This window comes from Myxacorys almedinensis A (genome assembly GCF_010091945.1).
GTDB lineage: Bacteria > Cyanobacteriota > Cyanobacteriia > Leptolyngbyales > Leptolyngbyaceae > Myxacorys > Myxacorys almedinensis.
In genome coordinates this window covers 44,290-60,915 of the sequence record NZ_WVIE01000001.1, presented here as the reverse complement: position 1 = coordinate 60,915, position 16,626 = coordinate 44,290, and the positions used below count along the sequence as shown (strand labels likewise).

The following is a 16,626-nucleotide window of genomic DNA, read 5'->3' as shown; positions in this document are numbered from 1 at the left end:
CTCATCACCCCGTCGAGCAAATTCTTCTTTGCTGTAGCGGGGTTGCCTAACTGTTATGGGTTTGACCTCGTTTTAATGTCTCAACAGTCGCACCTTTATTTTAATCTGGGCACTTGCTCCCACGGTCAAAGGCTCAATCATCGACTTATGCTTTAGCAGTGCTAAGGAAGGCGAGCGTGACATCGGCTTGTGCTTTAGCACCCCACATTCAAGCAAACTTCCCTGCGATCCAAGGGCAGGCTGGATCGTCTTGAATCAAAGCTGGTTTTTTGCCTTTAGTTGCAAATAGCGATCGACGAGTTCTTCGGTGATTTGATTAGCAGGCGCATCTAAAACCAGCACCCCTCGCTGCTTTAGGGCAGTAAACGCAATCTGACGCTGCGCCAACAGATCCAACGCCACCGCTCGTTCGTAGGTCGAAGGCAGATCATCGGTGGGAGTGTGCGCTTGCTGATCGACCGCCGGATCGCGCAACGTCACACAAAACGGCAGATAGCGAGGAGCCAACCGCCCCAAGGCTGCCAGCAACTCTGCCGAAGCGGTCTGCTCCACAACGTCTGTAATTATCACTACCAACGCTCGACGGGTGTGCTGATTGACCACCGTTGTCACTGCGCCCAAATAATCCGGTTCTAGAATGTCGGGTTGAATTGGGGTGAGCCGTTCGATCAGGCGGTTGAGATGAGGTTGTCCACGCTCTGGTGGAATCCAAGTGTGGATCTGGCGATCGAACACGGCAACCCCCACGCGATCGCCGCGATGCAATCCGGCTAAGGCTAACGCTAAGGTTGCATTTAGCCCCCAATCAAACCGAGCTAGCCCATTGACGTGAGCCGTCATCAAACGCCCGCGATCGAGCAAAATCATCAGCGTTTGTTCTTGCTCAGGTTCCAACACTCTGACAAGCGGCGCCCCCCGGCGGGCAGTGGCTTTCCAATCAATAAAGCGCGGATCGTCTCCGATGCCATATTCTCGCAGTTCTGCAAACTCGGTGCCAATGCCAAGGCGTTTGGCGCGTTTGAGTGCACCCGACGCTGGCAGCGTCAGCCGAATTGAGAGCGATCGCAGCCCAATCAGGTCAGGATACACCGCCACTTTTTGGGGTTGAGAAACGTTCCAATCGTGCCATGCCAATTTCCAGGGGCTAAGTTGCCGCACCTGCAAGGTTTCCCAATCATACTCACCACGATGGGTAGGGTGCACTGTGTAGCTCAGAACTTGAGTGCTATTGGCAGAAAGCGTTGCCGCCAAGGGCATGGTTGAGACCGTAAACGAGAGTGGATAGTGATCGTAAAGGGCGATCACCGCCGGTCGGGTCGAGTCTACTGTGAGACTCACGAGATTGTCTCGCCCGATCGAGAGTCGCGAAAGTTCGTGCCGGGTGACGGTGACGCGATGCGCGTTGACTCGGCGGCTGTCTAGAGCCGCGATCGCCAGCACCATCCCATCAAACAGCAGCACACCCAGCACAGCGATCGCCAGACGCGAGGGAAAAAGAAAGGCTAAAGCCGGTGCGATCGCAAGACCCAACAGCAGCAGGCTATAAGTGCGGCGAGACGGAAGCATGAGCAAAGTAGGGAGAGAGACGAGCAGACAGGGCATTCATCAGCGTGGCACCGGAACCTGAGCCAAGACCGCGCTGATCACAGACTCAATGGCGATGCCGTCAAGTTGGGCTTCGGGGCGCAAAATCAGACGATGGCGCAACAACGGAGAAGCAACGGCTTTGATATCATCTGGCGTGACAAATTCTCGCCCCGACAGCCACGCTTGAGCCTTACTTGCCCCCAGCCACGCCACCGCCGATCGCGGTGATGCGCCTAAGAGCAGATCTGGGTGCTGACGGGTTTTTTGAGCCACCGCAAGCAGATAATCTAACACCGATTCTTGGAGCGCGATCGCGCTTACCAACCGCCTCGCGTGCAAAATGTGTTCGACCGTCGCCAACGGGTTGAGGTTCGCTAGATCAAGCCGCTTTGCCTGAAACCCTGCCTGAGAATTCATCAGCATACGTTTCTCAGCCGCCGCGTCAGGATATGACACCACCAGCTTAAACAAAAAGCGATCCAGTTGCGCTTCTGGCAACGGATACGTCCCTTCAAACTCTAACGAATTTTGCGTAGCAATCACCCAAAACAGATCCGACAGCGGCAAACTCTCGCCATCGAGCGTCACCTGTTGTTCTTCCATGGCTTCTAGCAAGGCCGATTGCGTTTTGGGCGGGGTACGGTTAATTTCATCCGCCAACAAAATTTGAGTAAAAACAGGTCCCTTTTTTAACGTAAAATCGCGGCTGTTGAGATTAAAGATCGTGGTTCCCAAAATGTCAGAGGGCAAAATGTCAGGCGTAAGCTGCACTCGCCGAAACTCTGCCTCCACCAGCCGTGCTAGCACTTTGACGAGCAGCGTTTTTCCCGTTCCCGGCACCCCTTCTAAAATGACATGACCGCCAGCAAGCAACGCCACCATCAACTGCTGCACTAGCGGACTTTGACCCACAACGATTTGATCGAGGGCTTGCTTGAGGCGTGTAAACGTAGCGTGGAGATCAGACATAGGGTAGCGAGGAAACGGTAGCGACAGAGGCAACCATATCTTACGTTCTGTTGCTCAAAATGAGGCGATCGGCTCTCGAATCAGTCACAGTTTGGGCGGTTGCGCTTCGTCTTTGTTGATACAACCTGCCTTCTGAACATGACGGCACACCCGCGATCGCAGCATCTCTCGCGTGCCAAACGCGCCCGTTGAAAAGATGACGCGATCGCCGCCGATTAATTTCAAAATTTTGACATTGCAGACCGGGCACACCTGCATCTGACCTTGATTCATGAATCTACAGTGAGGAATCGTTTGTGATTATGCTCTGACAAACTTCAACGGATTTACCGAGGGTGACACATTTATTGACGCAGATTTCATCAATTTTCGGAGCAACCTTCATCCAATACTCGCTTGACAGTGGGAAAATTGGGGTGGTGGCTGTGAGAGGAATTTTTGATATGCGTCGCTTTATTTTGGGAGTGATGACGGGTTGCCTGGCTATGCTGGCTCAGCAAACCCCGCTCCAGGCAAGTGTGGGCTTGCGTAGCCCAGACGATCCATCCCGAGCCTATTGGCTAGAAGCACAGCAACTCACGCAAGACCAGTTGCTGCTGCTCAATCGGGTCGAGACATCGCTAGAAGAGGCAGAAGCCCATCGGCTGCGATCGCTGCGGGGTCAGCTATTTCTCCATACCTGGGCAATCGATCGCTTTCTTAAATCAAACTACCCAAACCCCAGCGTGTTTTGCGCCTCGCCCGATGGCACCGAAGTCGCCGGAACCGATGCGGTTGATTTGGCTCAGGGACAAGTGTACTGCACGCTCTATTTTGCCAGCCTCAACCTAGAGCTTCTCAGAAAAGATCTTAACCAGCGCACTGGCATTGTTGACGCCCGCCCTCTGCGCGCACCCATCCCTCTGTTAAAGGTTCCGCCAAAAATTGCCCCGGCTCAGAGCGATTCGCTGGTTTTCAATTTTCCAGAAGGAACCATCATCGGCAAAAGCATTCAACTCCCCAGTGCTCAAGACCCGGTGCTGCCCGCCCTCTCTGGCTCCATCAACCCGATCGCCACTATTCAATCTGTCCGCCAACGCTTAGCCCAAATTCAGTCTGCCTTTCCCGAAGATCTGCGGATTTTGATTCCGCTTGGGGCACAAACCCCCCTGCCTGACCCGATGGAGCGCGATTCCTACGAGGCTCGACCGCGCGCTGACTTCTATCATCCTGCTACGACAATCTCCGATCTGCTGTCGTCTGAGGTCTATCTTCTGGCAGCAACTTGGGCAACAACCGTGGGGCAGGCTGGGAAACCTCCTTCCCACAGGTGACTTCTCTGTTACATCGGCTACCCAGTCTGCTGTTCCTTTACCGCTGGGCAACCAAAAGTAGCCCCGGCAAGCAGATCACCGGGTCAGGCGTCAGACGCCCATCAGGGTCAGAATTTTTTGAGCCGAACCATCCGCAACACAATGCCCTGACGAATTGCCCCCGACTGGCTCTCCTAACGCGGCTCTCATGAGTTGGTAGTTGGCGATCGTCTGCTCTCGCACCTTGGGTTTCAATAGCTCTAGTGCTGCCGCCGCGATCGCAGCGGGCACTGCCTCATCTTGCAAAAATTCTGGCACGATCGAGTCCATCAACACCAGGTTGGGCGGCGACATAAACGGAATCGAGAACTTCACCACATGCTTTGCCAGCCAAGCCGTGAGCGGGTTGACCCGATACATCACCACCTGCGGCACGTTGAGCAATGCCAGTTCAAGATTTACCGTGCCGGATTTGGTGAGCGCCAGATCTGCTGCCGCGATCGCGCTCAACGTCGATGTTCCCCGATTGCTCTCTAACACCGTGGCAGGCAGGTTGTAGTGGGCGATCGCCTGTTCAATCGCCCGGCGATACTTCTCCAGCGATAGCGGAATCCAAAAGTGAGCCTGGGGCACATGCGATTGGATGATCTGCGCCGCTTGAAACATCACCGGCAAAAGATAGGTGACTTCTTGGGGGCGAGAGGCAGGCAGCAGCGCGATCGCAACTTGGTCGTCTGAAATTCCCAAGGCAGACCGAGCCGCCGCCCGATCAGGAGCGGTATGAATGCGATCGAGCAAGGGATGCCCCACAAACGACACCGCCGCCCCATGCTCAGCATAATATCGGGCTTCTTCTGGAAAAATTGCCAGTAGCTGATCGCTCACCTCAACAATTTTCTGAGTATTGGCTGGCGTGTGTGACCAAACCCATTCTTGCGGAGCAATAAAATACGCTGTCGGCACCTGCGGCAAGTGTCGGCGCACATACTGCCCAATACTAATATTGGGAGTCATGTAATCGATCATCACCACTGCATCGGGCGGGTTTTGCCTTAAATACCGCTTTGCCCGTCGCTGAAGCACCAGGGTTGGCAAAATGTAGGGCAGCGCTTCAAAAATGCCGACCGAGCCGATCGCGCTCGTGTTGCCCAGCAGCGTCGCCCCTGCATCAGCCATGCGATCGCCGCCCAACGCCAAAATTTCGAGATCAATGCCAAGCTTGTGCGCCTGCCGATGCAAGGCTTCCACCAGCAAAGCCCCCTGGAGATCCCCCGACACTTCCCCCGTGCTAATAAAGATGCGCCGCTTCATTCTCCACCCTTGAGCAAAACAGGCGTTAATCCCCGGCGTCCCGGCAAGATCGATAGCCGAATAAACTGCTGCAAATGTTGAACATGCTCATTGTCGGGCAACAGGTCAAGCTGATCCAACGCTTCGGTCAGTCTCAAATCAGAGCGATACAAAATCCGAAATGCTTTTCTTAATAGCTGCAAATCTTCTACCGAAAAGCCCGATCGTTGCAGCCCAATCTTGTGCAACGCCCGAATCCGTCCCGGATTGCCTTCTACAATCATGTAAGGCGGCACATCGCGATCGATGCGTGCCATGCCGCCCACCATGGCATGCCGCCCAATTCGCACAAACTGATGCACGCCCAACACCCCGCTGATTCTCGCTTTCGACTCAATGTGAACATGCCCCGCCAGCGACACCGAATTAGAAATAATCACCTGATCTTCAATCGCGCAGTTATGCCCCACATGAGTATACGCCATCAAAAGATTGCCATTGCCAATCAGCGTCACATCCTCTCCGTAGGTCGGGCGATGAATGGTGACAAACTCCCGAATCTGGTTACCATTGCCAATTTTTAGCAAGCCCAGCGACCCATCATATTTTAGGTCTTGTGGCTCTAGCCCGATCGCCGCCCCCGGAAAAAACTGATTGCGCTCCCCAATGTCGGTTTTGCCCTCAATTACCACATGATGACCGATGCTCGTCCCCGCCCGAACTTTCACATGTTCTCCAATGACTGCGTAAGCCCCAACCTGCACAGTCGGATGAAGTTCAGCCCCAGGATGAATTACAGCAGTCGGATGAATCAGGGTTGTCATATCAAGGTAGAAACATGGGGGAAAATTGCGGCAACTGTAGAGACGCGATCGCTCGCGTCTACACCATCCATCGAAGCGAAAATATCCAGCGATGCCAGATTACAACGCGAACAATCGTCCGTATTTTAATCCACCAAGGCAAACATCAAGTCACCCGAACACGCAAGCTGACCATCCACTTCCGCACGACCGCGCATCTTCCCAAATCGACGACCCTTCACAGACAACAGTTCCACGGTCATGACCAGTTGGTCTCCTGGCACAACCGGGCGTCGAAACCGGACGCCATCAATGCCGGCAAACATAAATAAGCCGCCCTGCACATCTGCCATTTGGGTTAGCACCACGCCGCCGACCTGCGCCATTGCCTCTACGATCAGCACCCCCGGCATAATTGGGCGACCGGGAAAATGCCCTTGAAACTGCGGCTCATTAAACGTGACATTTTTAATCCCCACTGCCATTTTCTCAGGCACAAAATCAATAATTCGATCAACCATCGCAAAGGGGTAGCGGTGGGGCAACAGTTGATGAATTTCTTCGAGGGTAAACGTGGTTTTGAGGTGAGGAGCGCTTTCAGAAACGAGGGATTCAACAGCGGTATGGGGTTCGATCAGGGTTGACATGAGCTTTGGGTTTAAAAATCAAGGGCAGTCACTCGTCTATCGTGGGAAGGTTCACGAAATAAATCACAAACGAATCACGAAGGACGTATCGCCAGAATATGACGAACGAGTTGAGTGTGCAAACGGTGGCTCGCTTTGTAGGCCAGAAAATGAGCCGACGGTAGCGTTCCTAGCAAGCTCAAATCGCCAATTAGATCTAGCAGTTTATGGCGCACTGGCTCGTTTGGAAATCGCAGCGGCGGGTTGACCCATCCTTCTGCGCTGCAAACCAGGGCGTTTTCAAGCGAACCGCCTTTAATTAAACCACTTGCTCGCAACTGTTCAACCTGATGGGCAAAACCAAAGGTGCGGGCGGGGGCAATTTCCGTTGCAAACGCGGTTTGCCCCGGCGACCAGCTATGCCACTGATTGCCAATGGCACTGAGTTCAAAATCAATGCCGTAGGTAAACCGGATCGCCGTCGCCGGAATTGCGGCAACAAAGGCATCGTCTTCCCGAATCCAAATCGGATCGGGTAGGGCGAACGATGATCGGCTTGCCGCTTGGGGCACGATGCCAACCTGCGCGATCGCAGTGGCCCACTCCTGAGCCGACCCATCTAACAAGGGCAGTTCTGCCCCATCGATCTCAATGCGGGCATTATCCACCCCCAAGGCTAAAAGCGCCGCCAATAGGTGCTCTACAGTGCGAACTCGCGCGTTGCCGCACCCTAATTCTGTGGACAGCACCGTCGGATTCACCGATGCACCATTCGCCCTGATCGGCGGCGCATCAGGCAAATCTAGCCGGACGAAATACCGTCCCTGCCCCGGTTCCGCAGGCAGCACCCAAACCTGAGCCGAGGTGCCGCTGTGCAGCCCAATGCCCGATCGCGAAAAACCCGCCGCCAACGTACTCTGTGTCGTCTTAGAAAATGCATCAACCTGAGATGTCGTCTGTTCTACAACGTTTAGCCCTTGGCGACTGTCTTTCATTTAAAATCGTTCTCCAAATCCGAACCGAATGTTATTTCCACCCTGGTCGTTAATACCAAAGTCGATGCGGATCGGACCCAGAGGCGACCTGACGCGTACTCCAACTCCGTAGCCAAAACCACTCCCTGGCTTGCCTCGAACCCCCCCCGGATCGCCCGGAACGTTGTTTCCAGTCCCTAAATCGGTGGCAGCATCGAGAAAGAGCGCACCCGAAAAAATTGAAAATAACGGGAAGCGATATTCTGCGGTGGCTTGAAGATAGCTTTTGGCGCTACCCACATCTCCTTCATCATAACCACGCACCGAGTTTGTCCCCCCTAGAGGAAATGCTTCGTAAGGCGGAAGATCGCCTAAAACCGTGCCCCCCTGAATGTTGAAGGCAAAAGCTTGAGGACAGCCCTCGCGGTTTGGCTCTTCTCCGATTCTCGGTTGCTGATCTCGGCAGCCAGGTGCTAGTTTCAGGAGCCGAGTTGGCACGTAGAAGCTATAGCTGGCGCGCAACCGGTTGAAAAAGAGGCTACCCGACCCGATGGGAACCGATTGTTCGGTACTAAATCGCAGCAGCGACCCACCTGTAGGCTGAAGAAAATCATTTCTGCGATCGCGCACAAATGCCAGTTGCGCCGTCACCAGATCATCTTTTCCAGACGGATCAAAACTGAGCAGGTTACCCAGTTCGTCGCGGGGGCTAAGTCTACCATCGGCATCACGCACCGACACCCGTTGATACTGCAACCCCAGCGAGGCATTCCATTCGGAGCGCTCATAGGGATTTTTCGAGAGCGGACGGCTAAAGCTAACGCCGCCCCCCGTGCGAACAATCCGAGGGCGATCGCCATTTGGCAGATCAATTTCTGGATCGCCGCCATCAAAAATCAACGAAATGGTGCGCCGACGAAACAGATTAGCTGTGTAAGAGGTGCGATACTCATCTCCGGCAATCCACGGGTCGGTAAAGCTCAGGTCAAATTGCTGATCGCGCTGACCAATCTGCACTTCGGCATTAAGTTTTTGGTTATTGCCACCAAAGTTTTGCTGCCCAAAGCTGACGCTACCAAACAACCCGCTCGCCGAGCTAAAGCCCCCCGCCACCCCAAAGTTTCCGGTGTTCCGCTCAACCACGTTGGCAACAACGATCACCCGGCGCGGGTCTTGTCCCGGTTGCAGCGACAGCCGAATGTCTTCAAAAATGCCCAGCCCAAAGGCGCGCTGCAAGTCTCGTTCTGCCGTGGTGCGGTTAAACACATCTCCAGGCTTGAGTTGAAACTCGCGGGTGATGATAAATGGGCGAGTTCGTCCGCGAATCGGGTTGCCCTGCGCGTCCTGGGTTTCTCCTTCTTTGTTGATGAACTGGACTTGCAGCGCCTCGACTTCCCCTTCCGCCACTTGCAACGTGACACTGCCATCAGGATTAACCCTGGGCACGTCTACCACTTGCGCCAACACATAGCCGTTGGTTTGATACCACTTGTTGAGTTCTTGAATGCCGTTTTGCAGATCGCGCAGGTTGAGAATTCTGCCATACTGGGGGCTAAAAATGTCCTGCACCACTTTTTCTGGCAGCACGCGGCTGCCTTCCACCCGCACCGATTGCAACGGCGGATTGGGGGTGACATCAAAGGTGACTCGTACGCCAAGCGGCGTATCGGTCGGGGTGGCTCTCACATTCGAGAAAAAGCCCGTTGCAAATACTGCATTGATGTCTTCTTGAAGCTGCGATCGCGTGGTGGTCTGCCCCGGCTGCGTCCGAATCACACGATACACTTCATTTTGTAGTTCTGCCTCTGCGCCCAACACCAGCACCTCACTGACCAACACTCGCGGTTCAGGTTCTGCGGGCTGGGGGGGTGGCGTTTCGGGCGTTGTTTCAGGCGGCGTCGCAGACGGTGCGGTAGGCGTTGTTTCAGGAGTTGTCTGGGGTGTTGTTTCAGGCGGCGCAACCGGACTCGGAGCCACCTGCCCCCCCGGAGGCGGAGTAATTTGCGTTCCCGATGGCGGGGTTTCGGGCTGAGGCGGCAAAACTGGCGTTGCTGGAGCCGTCGGCGCAGTGGGAAGCGTCGGCACTTGGGGCGATGGAGCCGCCGGAGCCGGACTTGATGGATTAATTTGAATCTGGTTCGGCGTTTCTTGCTCGATCGTGCCACCCTGTGCTAGTTCCAGCGCTTTTGCTGGAAGAGACTTCTGATCAAACCCAACTTTTGGTAAGGGCGTAATGGCTCCGCGACCCGAAACCGGGATAGTCTCGACTACCAGGTTTGTCGGCTGGGGTTGCGGTTGAAGATTTGATCGAGACACCCGTTGGTTTGCAGGGGTCGAGGCATCAATTACACTCAGACGGGCTGAACTCGTCTTCAGTTTCGTCGAGGGCTGGGGAGTTTGAGCGTTGACAGAAGTCGCGCAACTTATCGCAGCAATCGAAAGTACTGCCATTAAAGCAGGAGATAAACGCATTTTATTCACACTATTTCGCACGTCTTCACACCTCTGCACTAGGCAGACTCTACATCACGATATCAAGAAGCAGTCTCAACTCTGACAAACTGTGAAATTCTACCGCATCGTGGGTAGCATTCCTCGCTTGAGAGTGACAGGAATTCTTCTAGCACTTATACAGCTTCTAACACTTATACAGTCTGATTTAGCACCCGTTCCATCACTTGGCGGTAGGCATCCTCTACGTTGCCTAAGTCCCGCCGAAATCGATCTTTATCCATCACCCGTTTGTCGGGGTCAGACTCGGCTTGATTCCACAATCGGCAGGTATCTGGGCTAATCTCGTCTGCCAGAATAATTTGCCGTGGGGAACCCTCCGTTTGAGCAACTCCAGAAGACACGCAGCCAAATTCCAACTTAAAGTCCACCAGTGTGATGCCACATTGCTGAAAAAAATTCGTCAGAATTTCATTGATCCGCGATGCCATTTCTATTAATTGATCCACCTGATCCGGGGTAGCGAGATCAAGAAGTTGCAACCGATCGAACGTAAGAAGGGGGTCGCCAAGCTCATCGTTTTTGTAGTAAAACTCCACCAAGGGAGGAGTCAGAATCGTTCCTAGCTTCAATCCAGTTTGTTGACAGAGATTCCCGGCTGCAATGTTCCTGACAACGACCTCTAAGGGCAAAATCTTTACAGATTTGACTCGCATCTCGTTTGCCGAAGGGCGATCGATAAAATGGGTCGGGACGCCGTTGGCTTCCATCAGCTTGAATAGGTGAGTTGAAATCGCGCAGTTAAATTCCCCTTTTCCGGTGATGCTGCCCTTTTTCTGGGCATTAAACGCGGTTGCATCATCTTTGAAGTGCGTTAAAAGAATATTGGGATCATCCGTTGCGTAGAGAATTTTAGCTTTGCCTTCGTAGAGCTTTTGACCAACAGCCATGATTGGGAGAACACAAGGGGACTGAGTTATTTTAGCGCCCAGCGTGATTGGCTTTGCGAATTCTGGCAGATGTGGCTCGCTCACTCTCCTTGCCAATTTAGGGTGGCTGGACTGGTTTGTGCCAGCAGCTTTCCCTGAGAGATAACATAGCGAACCGTGGCGCGGCGGCGAATGGCATCGGTGCGATCGCAGGCATCTAGCACAATCAAATTCGCAGGTTTGCCCACCTCAATGCCATAGGTTTCGCCCAAACTAAGCGTCTGCGCCCCGTTCCACGTCACCATGTTGTAGCAGGCGTCAATCTCCGCCGTTCCGGTCATTTGGCACACATGCACCGCCATCGATGCTACATCCAACATGTTGCCCGTGCCAAGCGAGTACCAAGGATCTTGAATGCAATCGTGCCCCAAGCTCACGTTCATGCCATGCTGCCACAGTTCTTTGACGCGGGTTACGCCTCGCCGCTTGGGATAGGTATCGGTGCGCCCTTGAAGGGTGATATTAATGAGAGGATTGGCAATGAAATTCAGTTGAGTTTGCTGAAGAAAGCCCAGCAGTTTCAAGGCATACGCGTTGTTGTAAGAGCCAAAGGCAGTGGTATGACTTGCGGTAACTCGTGCACCCATATTCCGCCGTCGGGCACAGGCAGCCACGACCTCTAGAAATCTGGATTGGTCATCATCAATCTCGTCGCAGTGAATATCAATCAAGCGATCGTACTGTTCTGCTAACTCAAAAATGCGATGAACTGACCGAACACCATCCTCCCGCGTCATCTCATAGTGCGGAATGCCGCCGATCACGTCTGCTCCCATTTTCAGGGCTTCTTCCATCAGCGCTTCGGTTTTCGGACTTCCGTAAAGCCCATCTTGCGGAAACGCCACGACTTGCAAGGTAATCCAGTCTTTTACGGCGGCGCGAACTTCTAACAAGGCTTGCAGGGCAACCAGGCTAGACTCGCTCACATCAGCATGACTCCGTACAAACAGCACTCCTTGGGCAGCTTGCTGTTTTAGCGTCGCGATCGCACGGTTTTTCACATCCTCAAGCGACAGATTGTGCTTGCGATCGCGCCAAATATCAATGCCCTCAAACAAGGTGCCGCTCCCGTTCCAGCGCGGCTCTCCCGCCGTCAGTGCAGAGTCGAGATGAATATGCGACTCGACAAACGGTGGGCTGACCAGTTGATGCTGAATGTCGAGTTCAACCGTGGCTGTGCCGTCGAGGTGAGGCGCGATCGCAGCAATAGCAGGCGCACCTCCGTCAGAGGTGCGCCTGCTGTGAATTGCAATGTCTACTGTTTCAACCTGATCCGGCGTCCGAAGCAGCTTGCAGCGTCGCAAAATCATCTCGTAAGGCTGAGAAGTCATGATTGAACCTGGCGATCGCAGTTCTAACCCATTCACTTTACCGGATTAGACATTGATCTGGCGTGTCCCATCTTTCACTTTGCAAACTGTCAAATCGTAGCTGTTAGCACGCTCGATCGTCTCAGCACATGTCTCAACTGGTCTCAAGCCGTATTCCAACACTTTGATCATGGGGCTGAATCCTAGCGTGCGCCATCTCTAGCACGCTTGATCTATCAACGGCTCTAGCCAAGGCTGAAACTGGTCTCTCCGAAAGATTTGTGCCCGACGATGGTAATCAAACCGCACCAAACTTGGCAACCCATGGCGACGAATGCAGTCTTTAATCCAGGAGGCAACGCCTTGCCCAGCTTCCGGAACCATCTCGGTTTGAAACGGTCCATACATCAACACTAAATGGCTGTGACTCTGAAGCGGAGCGTCTCGTTCAATCAGCGCTGTTAGGTTTGTTCTAGGGGGATGATGGGCATCAGCCTTGCTTTTGCTAGAATGACGCCAACTTGCTACTTTTTGGTGCGATCGCGGGTCTTGTCGAGAGGTCTGAGAATGTGAATAGTTGTGAAGCATATAACTCCTTACGAAGGGATACGAAAAGCGCCAACCGATCTCTCCCTGTCACTCAGCAGGTATGGAGGAAAGATCGATTGGCTACTAGGTGGATGCAATTTAGTCAAGGTCTAAAACTTTATATTCTCATAATATTGTCTTTTATAAAAAAGTGCAAACCTTAATTTATCCATATCTCTAACAGGCACCATTTATCACCAAAACGTGGTATCCCAAAAAAGTGAGGAAAAATTGCAATCAGCACCAAGCGTGATTCTAAAAGAACTGCCAGCCTGTCTTACAGCCTTCCTAAAAGCTTAACCTCCAGATATTTCTCAGTCAGGTTATTTTGGCAATCAATCTCCAGATTCGGATGAACCACTACAAACTGTTTTTCTTAATCTGATAAGTTAACCTGTGGATCTTCAATTAAACCAATGGTGAAAGAATGACTGTCTGCGAATTTAGGGCAGGTCTTGAGGGTGTTCCCGCCACCCAATCTAGCATTAGCTTTGTGGATGGGCAGAAAGGAATTCTGGAATATCGCGGTATTCCCATCCAAGAGCTCGCAGCCAAAAGCACTTTTTTAGAGACAGCTTATCTCCTAATTTGGAATGAGCTACCGACTCGCGACGTTCTCGCCGACTTTGAGCACGAAATTCAATACCATCGTCGCCTGAAATACCGCATTCGCGACATGATGAAGTGCTTTCCAGAAAGTGGGCACCCAATGGATGCTCTGCAAGCGTCTGCCGCTGCCCTGGGGCTGTTTTACTCTAAGCGGGCGCTAGACGACCCTGCTTATATCCGAGCGGCAGTCGTCCGCATCTTGGCAAAAGTTCCAACCATGGTTGCCGCCTTTCAGTTGATTCGCAAAGGAAATGATCCGGTTCAGCCCCGAGACGATCTCAGCTACGCTGCCAACTTTTTGTATATGCTTAGCGAACAAGAACCTGATCCCTTCGCTGCCCGAATCTTTGATGTGTCGCTAATGCTTCATGCAGAACACACAATCAATGCATCTACCTTCTCGGCAATGGTGACGGCTTCCACCCTAACCGATCCTTACGCCGTAATTGCCTCGGCAGTTGGGACGCTGGCAGGGCCGCTGCATGGCGGAGCTAGCGAAGAAGTGGTGGAAATGTTAGAAGAGATTGGTTCGGTGGAAAATGTTCGCCCTTTTCTCGAAGACCGCTTGGAGCGCAAGCAGAGAATTATGGGATTTGGGCATCGGGTCTACAAGGTCAAAGATCCGAGGGCAATTATCCTACAGCAGTTGGCTGAGCAACTGTTTGAGAAATTTGGGCAGGATAAGTTCTACGATATTGCCGTTGAGCTAGAGCAGGTCGTAGAGGAAAAGCTGGGGCATCGAGGCATTTTTCCAAATGTAGATTTCTATTCTGGGCTGGTTTACCGCAAGCTCGGTATTCCAACTGATTTATTTACTCCAGTATTCGCAATTTCCCGCGCGGCAGGCTGGTTAGCTCATTGGAAAGAACAACTCGGAGAAAATCGGATTTTTCGCCCCACTCAAATTTACACTGGGTTACATTCAGCACCTTACGTACCCATCGACGAACGGCAGCAAAAACTACCCCCTGAAGGGTGAGACCCCTCTTGCCGTTTTTCAATTCCCTTGTAACTATATCAACGTGACGATTTTCAGGAACTCCAGCCCTCAGATATCTTGCTTCTGGGGGTTTCTTTATGGACAAAATAGAGCCGCAAGTTGGATACCTAAGCCTACTGAGGACTACGGATCAACGCGCTTTACTCTCCGTTCCTCTAAGCACCCCTTAAACGGTTGAGTGTTCTAGTGAGTAAAAAAGTTAGTGGGTAAGAAGGTTGAAAATTCGATAATCTCAGAAAGTTTAGTTTCTGTTAGACCGCTATACTGATAGTCGTTGAGGTTGCTAACGAATCTTTATCAAGGTTTGCTAACGCCTTGGCTCCTAGATTTGCTGCGTAATGGAAACTATGAATCCAGGAATTGACCTTCAAGGAAGTTTTATTGAATCCCTTAAGAGCTTTGGTTTGCCCGCAGGAGCAGCCAAACTTCTCTGGATGCCGTTTCCGATGCTAGTAATACTAGTAGTGGCGGTGCTGAGTGTGTTTGCGCTGGTGTGGCTAGAACGAAAGATTTCGGCAGCGGCTCAGCAGCGCATCGGACCTGAATTTATCGGTCCGTTGGGGATTTTAGCGCCCCTTGCAGATGGGCTGAAGTTAGCCTTCAAAGAAGATGTGGTTCCGGCTAAGTCTGATCCTCTGTTGTTTACATTGGGTCCTGCGATCGTGGTGATCCCAGTGTTCTTGTCGTACCTCATTGTGCCGTTTGGGCAGAACATGGTCATCACCGACGTGGGCATGGGGATTTTCCTGTGGATTGCGCTTTCTAGCGTGACGCCAATCGGCTTGCTGATGTCGGGCTACTCTTCAAACAACAAATACTCGTTGCTAGGCGGGTTAAGAGCCGCCGCACAATCAATCAGCTATGAGTTGCCGCTAGCGCTATCTGTATTGGCGGTGGTGCTAATGTCTAACTCCCTGAGCACCGTTGATATTGTCAATCAACAGACTGGCTACGGCATCTTGGGGTGGAATATTTGGCGGCAGCCCGTGGGCTTCCTCATTTTCTGGATCGCTGCCCTAGCTGAATGTGAGCGGATTCCGTTTGACTTACCAGAGGCAGAAGAAGAGTTGGTAGCGGGCTATCAGACTGAGTACTCAGGCATGAAGTTTGCCCTGTTCTATATTGCCTCTTACGTCAACCTTACCCTCTCAGCGTTGCTGTTTGCAGTGTTGTATCTGGGTGGTTGGGAGTTTTTTGTGCCGATTGGAACGATCGCTGGATTTTTCAATATCAGTGAAACCGCGCCTTGGCTGCAAGTCGTAGCGGCGGTGCTAGGCATCAGCATGACCCTTCTAAAGGCCTACTTCCTAGTTTTTATCGCTATTTTGATGCGCTGGACTGTGCCTCGCGTCCGCATCGATCAACTCCTAGACCTGGGCTGGAAGTTCTTGCTGCCGGTTTCCCTAGTAAATTTGCTGATTACGGCGGGTCTGAAGATTGCTTTCCCAGTCGCTTTTGGCAGCTAATTTGTGACCCTTGCTTTCGTTTTAAGAGCGGAGAACACCATGCTAAAGTTCCTCAAACAAGTCGGTGATTACACCAAAGAGGCGATCCAAGCAGGTAAATACATTGGTCAGGGGTTGTCTGTCACCTTTGACCATATGCGGCGTCGCCCTGTCACCGTTCAATATCCTTACGAGAAGCTGATTTTGTCGGAGCGCTTTCGAGGGCGAATTCACTTCGAGTTTGACAAGTGTATTGCCTGCGAAGTGTGTGTGCGCGTTTGTCCGATTAATCTGCCTGTCGTGGATTGGGAGTTTAACAAAGAGTCGAAGAAAAAACAACTCAATCATTACAGTATCGATTTTGGGGTCTGTATTTTCTGCGGTAACTGCGTAGAATTTTGCCCCACGAACTGTTTATCGATGACCGAAGAATACGAGCTATCCACCTACGATCGCCATGAGCTTAACTACGACAGTGTGGCGTTAGGTCGCTTGCCCTACAAGGTTACAGACGATCCAATGGTGACGCCATTGCGGCAATTGGCATATCTTCCGAAAGGAGTTTTAGACCCCCACGGGTTGCCTGCGGGGTCGAAGCGGGCGGGGTTACGTCCTGAAGAGATTGTTGAACAAGCCGAAAAAGAATCATAAGGGCGATCCAGTTGATCGTCTGCCCTTTATTGGAGACTAAAC

The 16,626-nt window shown here is 52.4% G+C and carries 15 protein-coding genes; 4 read left to right on the top strand and 11 right to left on the bottom strand.

Going from position 1 to position 16,626, the window contains the following annotated elements; genetic code table 11:
- Positions 1–255: 255 nt before the first annotated feature.
- The 3 genes from GS601_RS00280 to nblD form a co-directional block, all read right to left on the bottom strand.
- The gene (locus GS601_RS00280; protein WP_162421153.1) at positions 256–1,566 is read right to left on the bottom strand and encodes a DUF58 domain-containing protein; all 1,311 of its coding nucleotides are present in this window, start codon (positions 1,564–1,566) and stop codon (positions 256–258) included.
- A 39-nt stretch (positions 1,567–1,605) separates the two neighbouring features.
- Complete coding sequence (locus GS601_RS00275) at positions 1,606–2,556, bottom strand: AAA family ATPase (RefSeq protein WP_162421152.1); 951 nt, start codon at positions 2,554–2,556, stop codon at positions 1,606–1,608.
- An 84-nt stretch (positions 2,557–2,640) separates the two neighbouring features.
- Positions 2,641–2,829 carry an NblD family protein gene (nblD, locus tag GS601_RS00270; protein ID WP_162421151.1) on the bottom strand — a complete coding sequence of 63 codons (189 nt, stop codon included), beginning with the start codon at positions 2,827–2,829 and terminating at the stop codon, positions 2,641–2,643.
- A 170-nt stretch (positions 2,830–2,999) separates the two neighbouring features.
- On the opposite strand from nblD, the gene GS601_RS00265 reads away from it, so the two are divergent.
- The gene (locus GS601_RS00265; protein WP_238392868.1) at positions 3,000–3,869 is read left to right on the top strand and encodes a hypothetical protein; all 870 of its coding nucleotides are present in this window, start codon (positions 3,000–3,002) and stop codon (positions 3,867–3,869) included.
- 90 nt (positions 3,870–3,959) lie between these two features.
- Here the strand turns inward: GS601_RS00265 and lpxB are convergent, their stop codons facing one another.
- The 8 genes from lpxB to GS601_RS00225 all read right to left on the bottom strand — a co-directional run bounded on the left by lpxB (position 3,960) and on the right by GS601_RS00225 (position 12,879).
- Positions 3,960–5,159 carry a lipid-A-disaccharide synthase gene (lpxB, locus tag GS601_RS00260; protein WP_162421149.1) on the bottom strand — a complete coding sequence of 400 codons (1,200 nt, stop codon included), beginning with the start codon at positions 5,157–5,159 and terminating at the stop codon, positions 3,960–3,962.
- On the bottom strand, positions 5,156–5,962 hold the full coding sequence (gene lpxA, locus GS601_RS00255) for an acyl-ACP--UDP-N-acetylglucosamine O-acyltransferase (RefSeq protein WP_162421148.1): 807 nt from the start codon (positions 5,960–5,962) through the stop codon (positions 5,156–5,158). The genes lpxB and lpxA overlap by 4 nt, the downstream gene beginning before the upstream one ends.
- A gap of 125 nt (positions 5,963–6,087) precedes the next feature.
- The gene (gene fabZ / locus GS601_RS00250) at positions 6,088–6,588 is read right to left on the bottom strand and encodes a 3-hydroxyacyl-ACP dehydratase FabZ (RefSeq protein ID WP_162421147.1); all 501 of its coding nucleotides are present in this window, start codon (positions 6,586–6,588) and stop codon (positions 6,088–6,090) included.
- A 74-nt stretch (positions 6,589–6,662) separates the two neighbouring features.
- Complete coding sequence (gene lpxC, locus GS601_RS00245) at positions 6,663–7,562, bottom strand: UDP-3-O-acyl-N-acetylglucosamine deacetylase (protein ID WP_162421146.1); 900 nt, start codon at positions 7,560–7,562, stop codon at positions 6,663–6,665.
- Positions 7,563–9,992 (bottom strand): BamA/TamA family outer membrane protein, encoded by a 2,430-nt coding sequence (locus GS601_RS00240; protein ID WP_238392867.1) that lies wholly within the window; start codon positions 9,990–9,992, stop codon positions 7,563–7,565. It abuts the gene before it with no gap.
- A gap of 194 nt (positions 9,993–10,186) precedes the next feature.
- A complete protein-coding gene (gene purC, locus GS601_RS00235; protein WP_162421144.1) occupies positions 10,187–10,942 on the bottom strand; it encodes a phosphoribosylaminoimidazolesuccinocarboxamide synthase in 756 nt (251 codons plus the stop codon).
- A gap of 80 nt (positions 10,943–11,022) precedes the next feature.
- A complete protein-coding gene (gene codA / locus GS601_RS00230; protein ID WP_162421143.1) occupies positions 11,023–12,312 on the bottom strand; it encodes a cytosine deaminase in 1,290 nt (429 codons plus the stop codon).
- A gap of 198 nt (positions 12,313–12,510) precedes the next feature.
- Complete coding sequence (locus GS601_RS00225) at positions 12,511–12,879, bottom strand: hypothetical protein (protein WP_162421142.1); 369 nt, start codon at positions 12,877–12,879, stop codon at positions 12,511–12,513.
- Positions 12,880–13,306: 427 nt separating this feature from the next.
- On the opposite strand from GS601_RS00225, the gene GS601_RS00220 reads away from it, so the two are divergent.
- The 3 genes from GS601_RS00220 (at position 13,307) to ndhI (ending at position 16,584) form a co-directional block, all read left to right on the top strand.
- Positions 13,307–14,467 (top strand): citrate synthase, encoded by a 1,161-nt coding sequence (locus GS601_RS00220; RefSeq protein WP_162421141.1) that lies wholly within the window; start codon positions 13,307–13,309, stop codon positions 14,465–14,467.
- 368 nt (positions 14,468–14,835) lie between these two features.
- Positions 14,836–15,954: an NADH-quinone oxidoreductase subunit NuoH gene (gene nuoH, locus GS601_RS00215; protein ID WP_162421140.1), complete on the top strand. Its 1,119-nt coding sequence runs from the start codon at positions 14,836–14,838 to the stop codon at positions 15,952–15,954.
- Positions 15,955–15,993: 39 nt separating this feature from the next.
- Positions 15,994–16,584 carry an NAD(P)H-quinone oxidoreductase subunit I gene (gene ndhI, locus GS601_RS00210; protein ID WP_162421139.1) on the top strand — a complete coding sequence of 197 codons (591 nt, stop codon included), beginning with the start codon at positions 15,994–15,996 and terminating at the stop codon, positions 16,582–16,584.
- Positions 16,585–16,626: the final 42 nt, after the last annotated feature.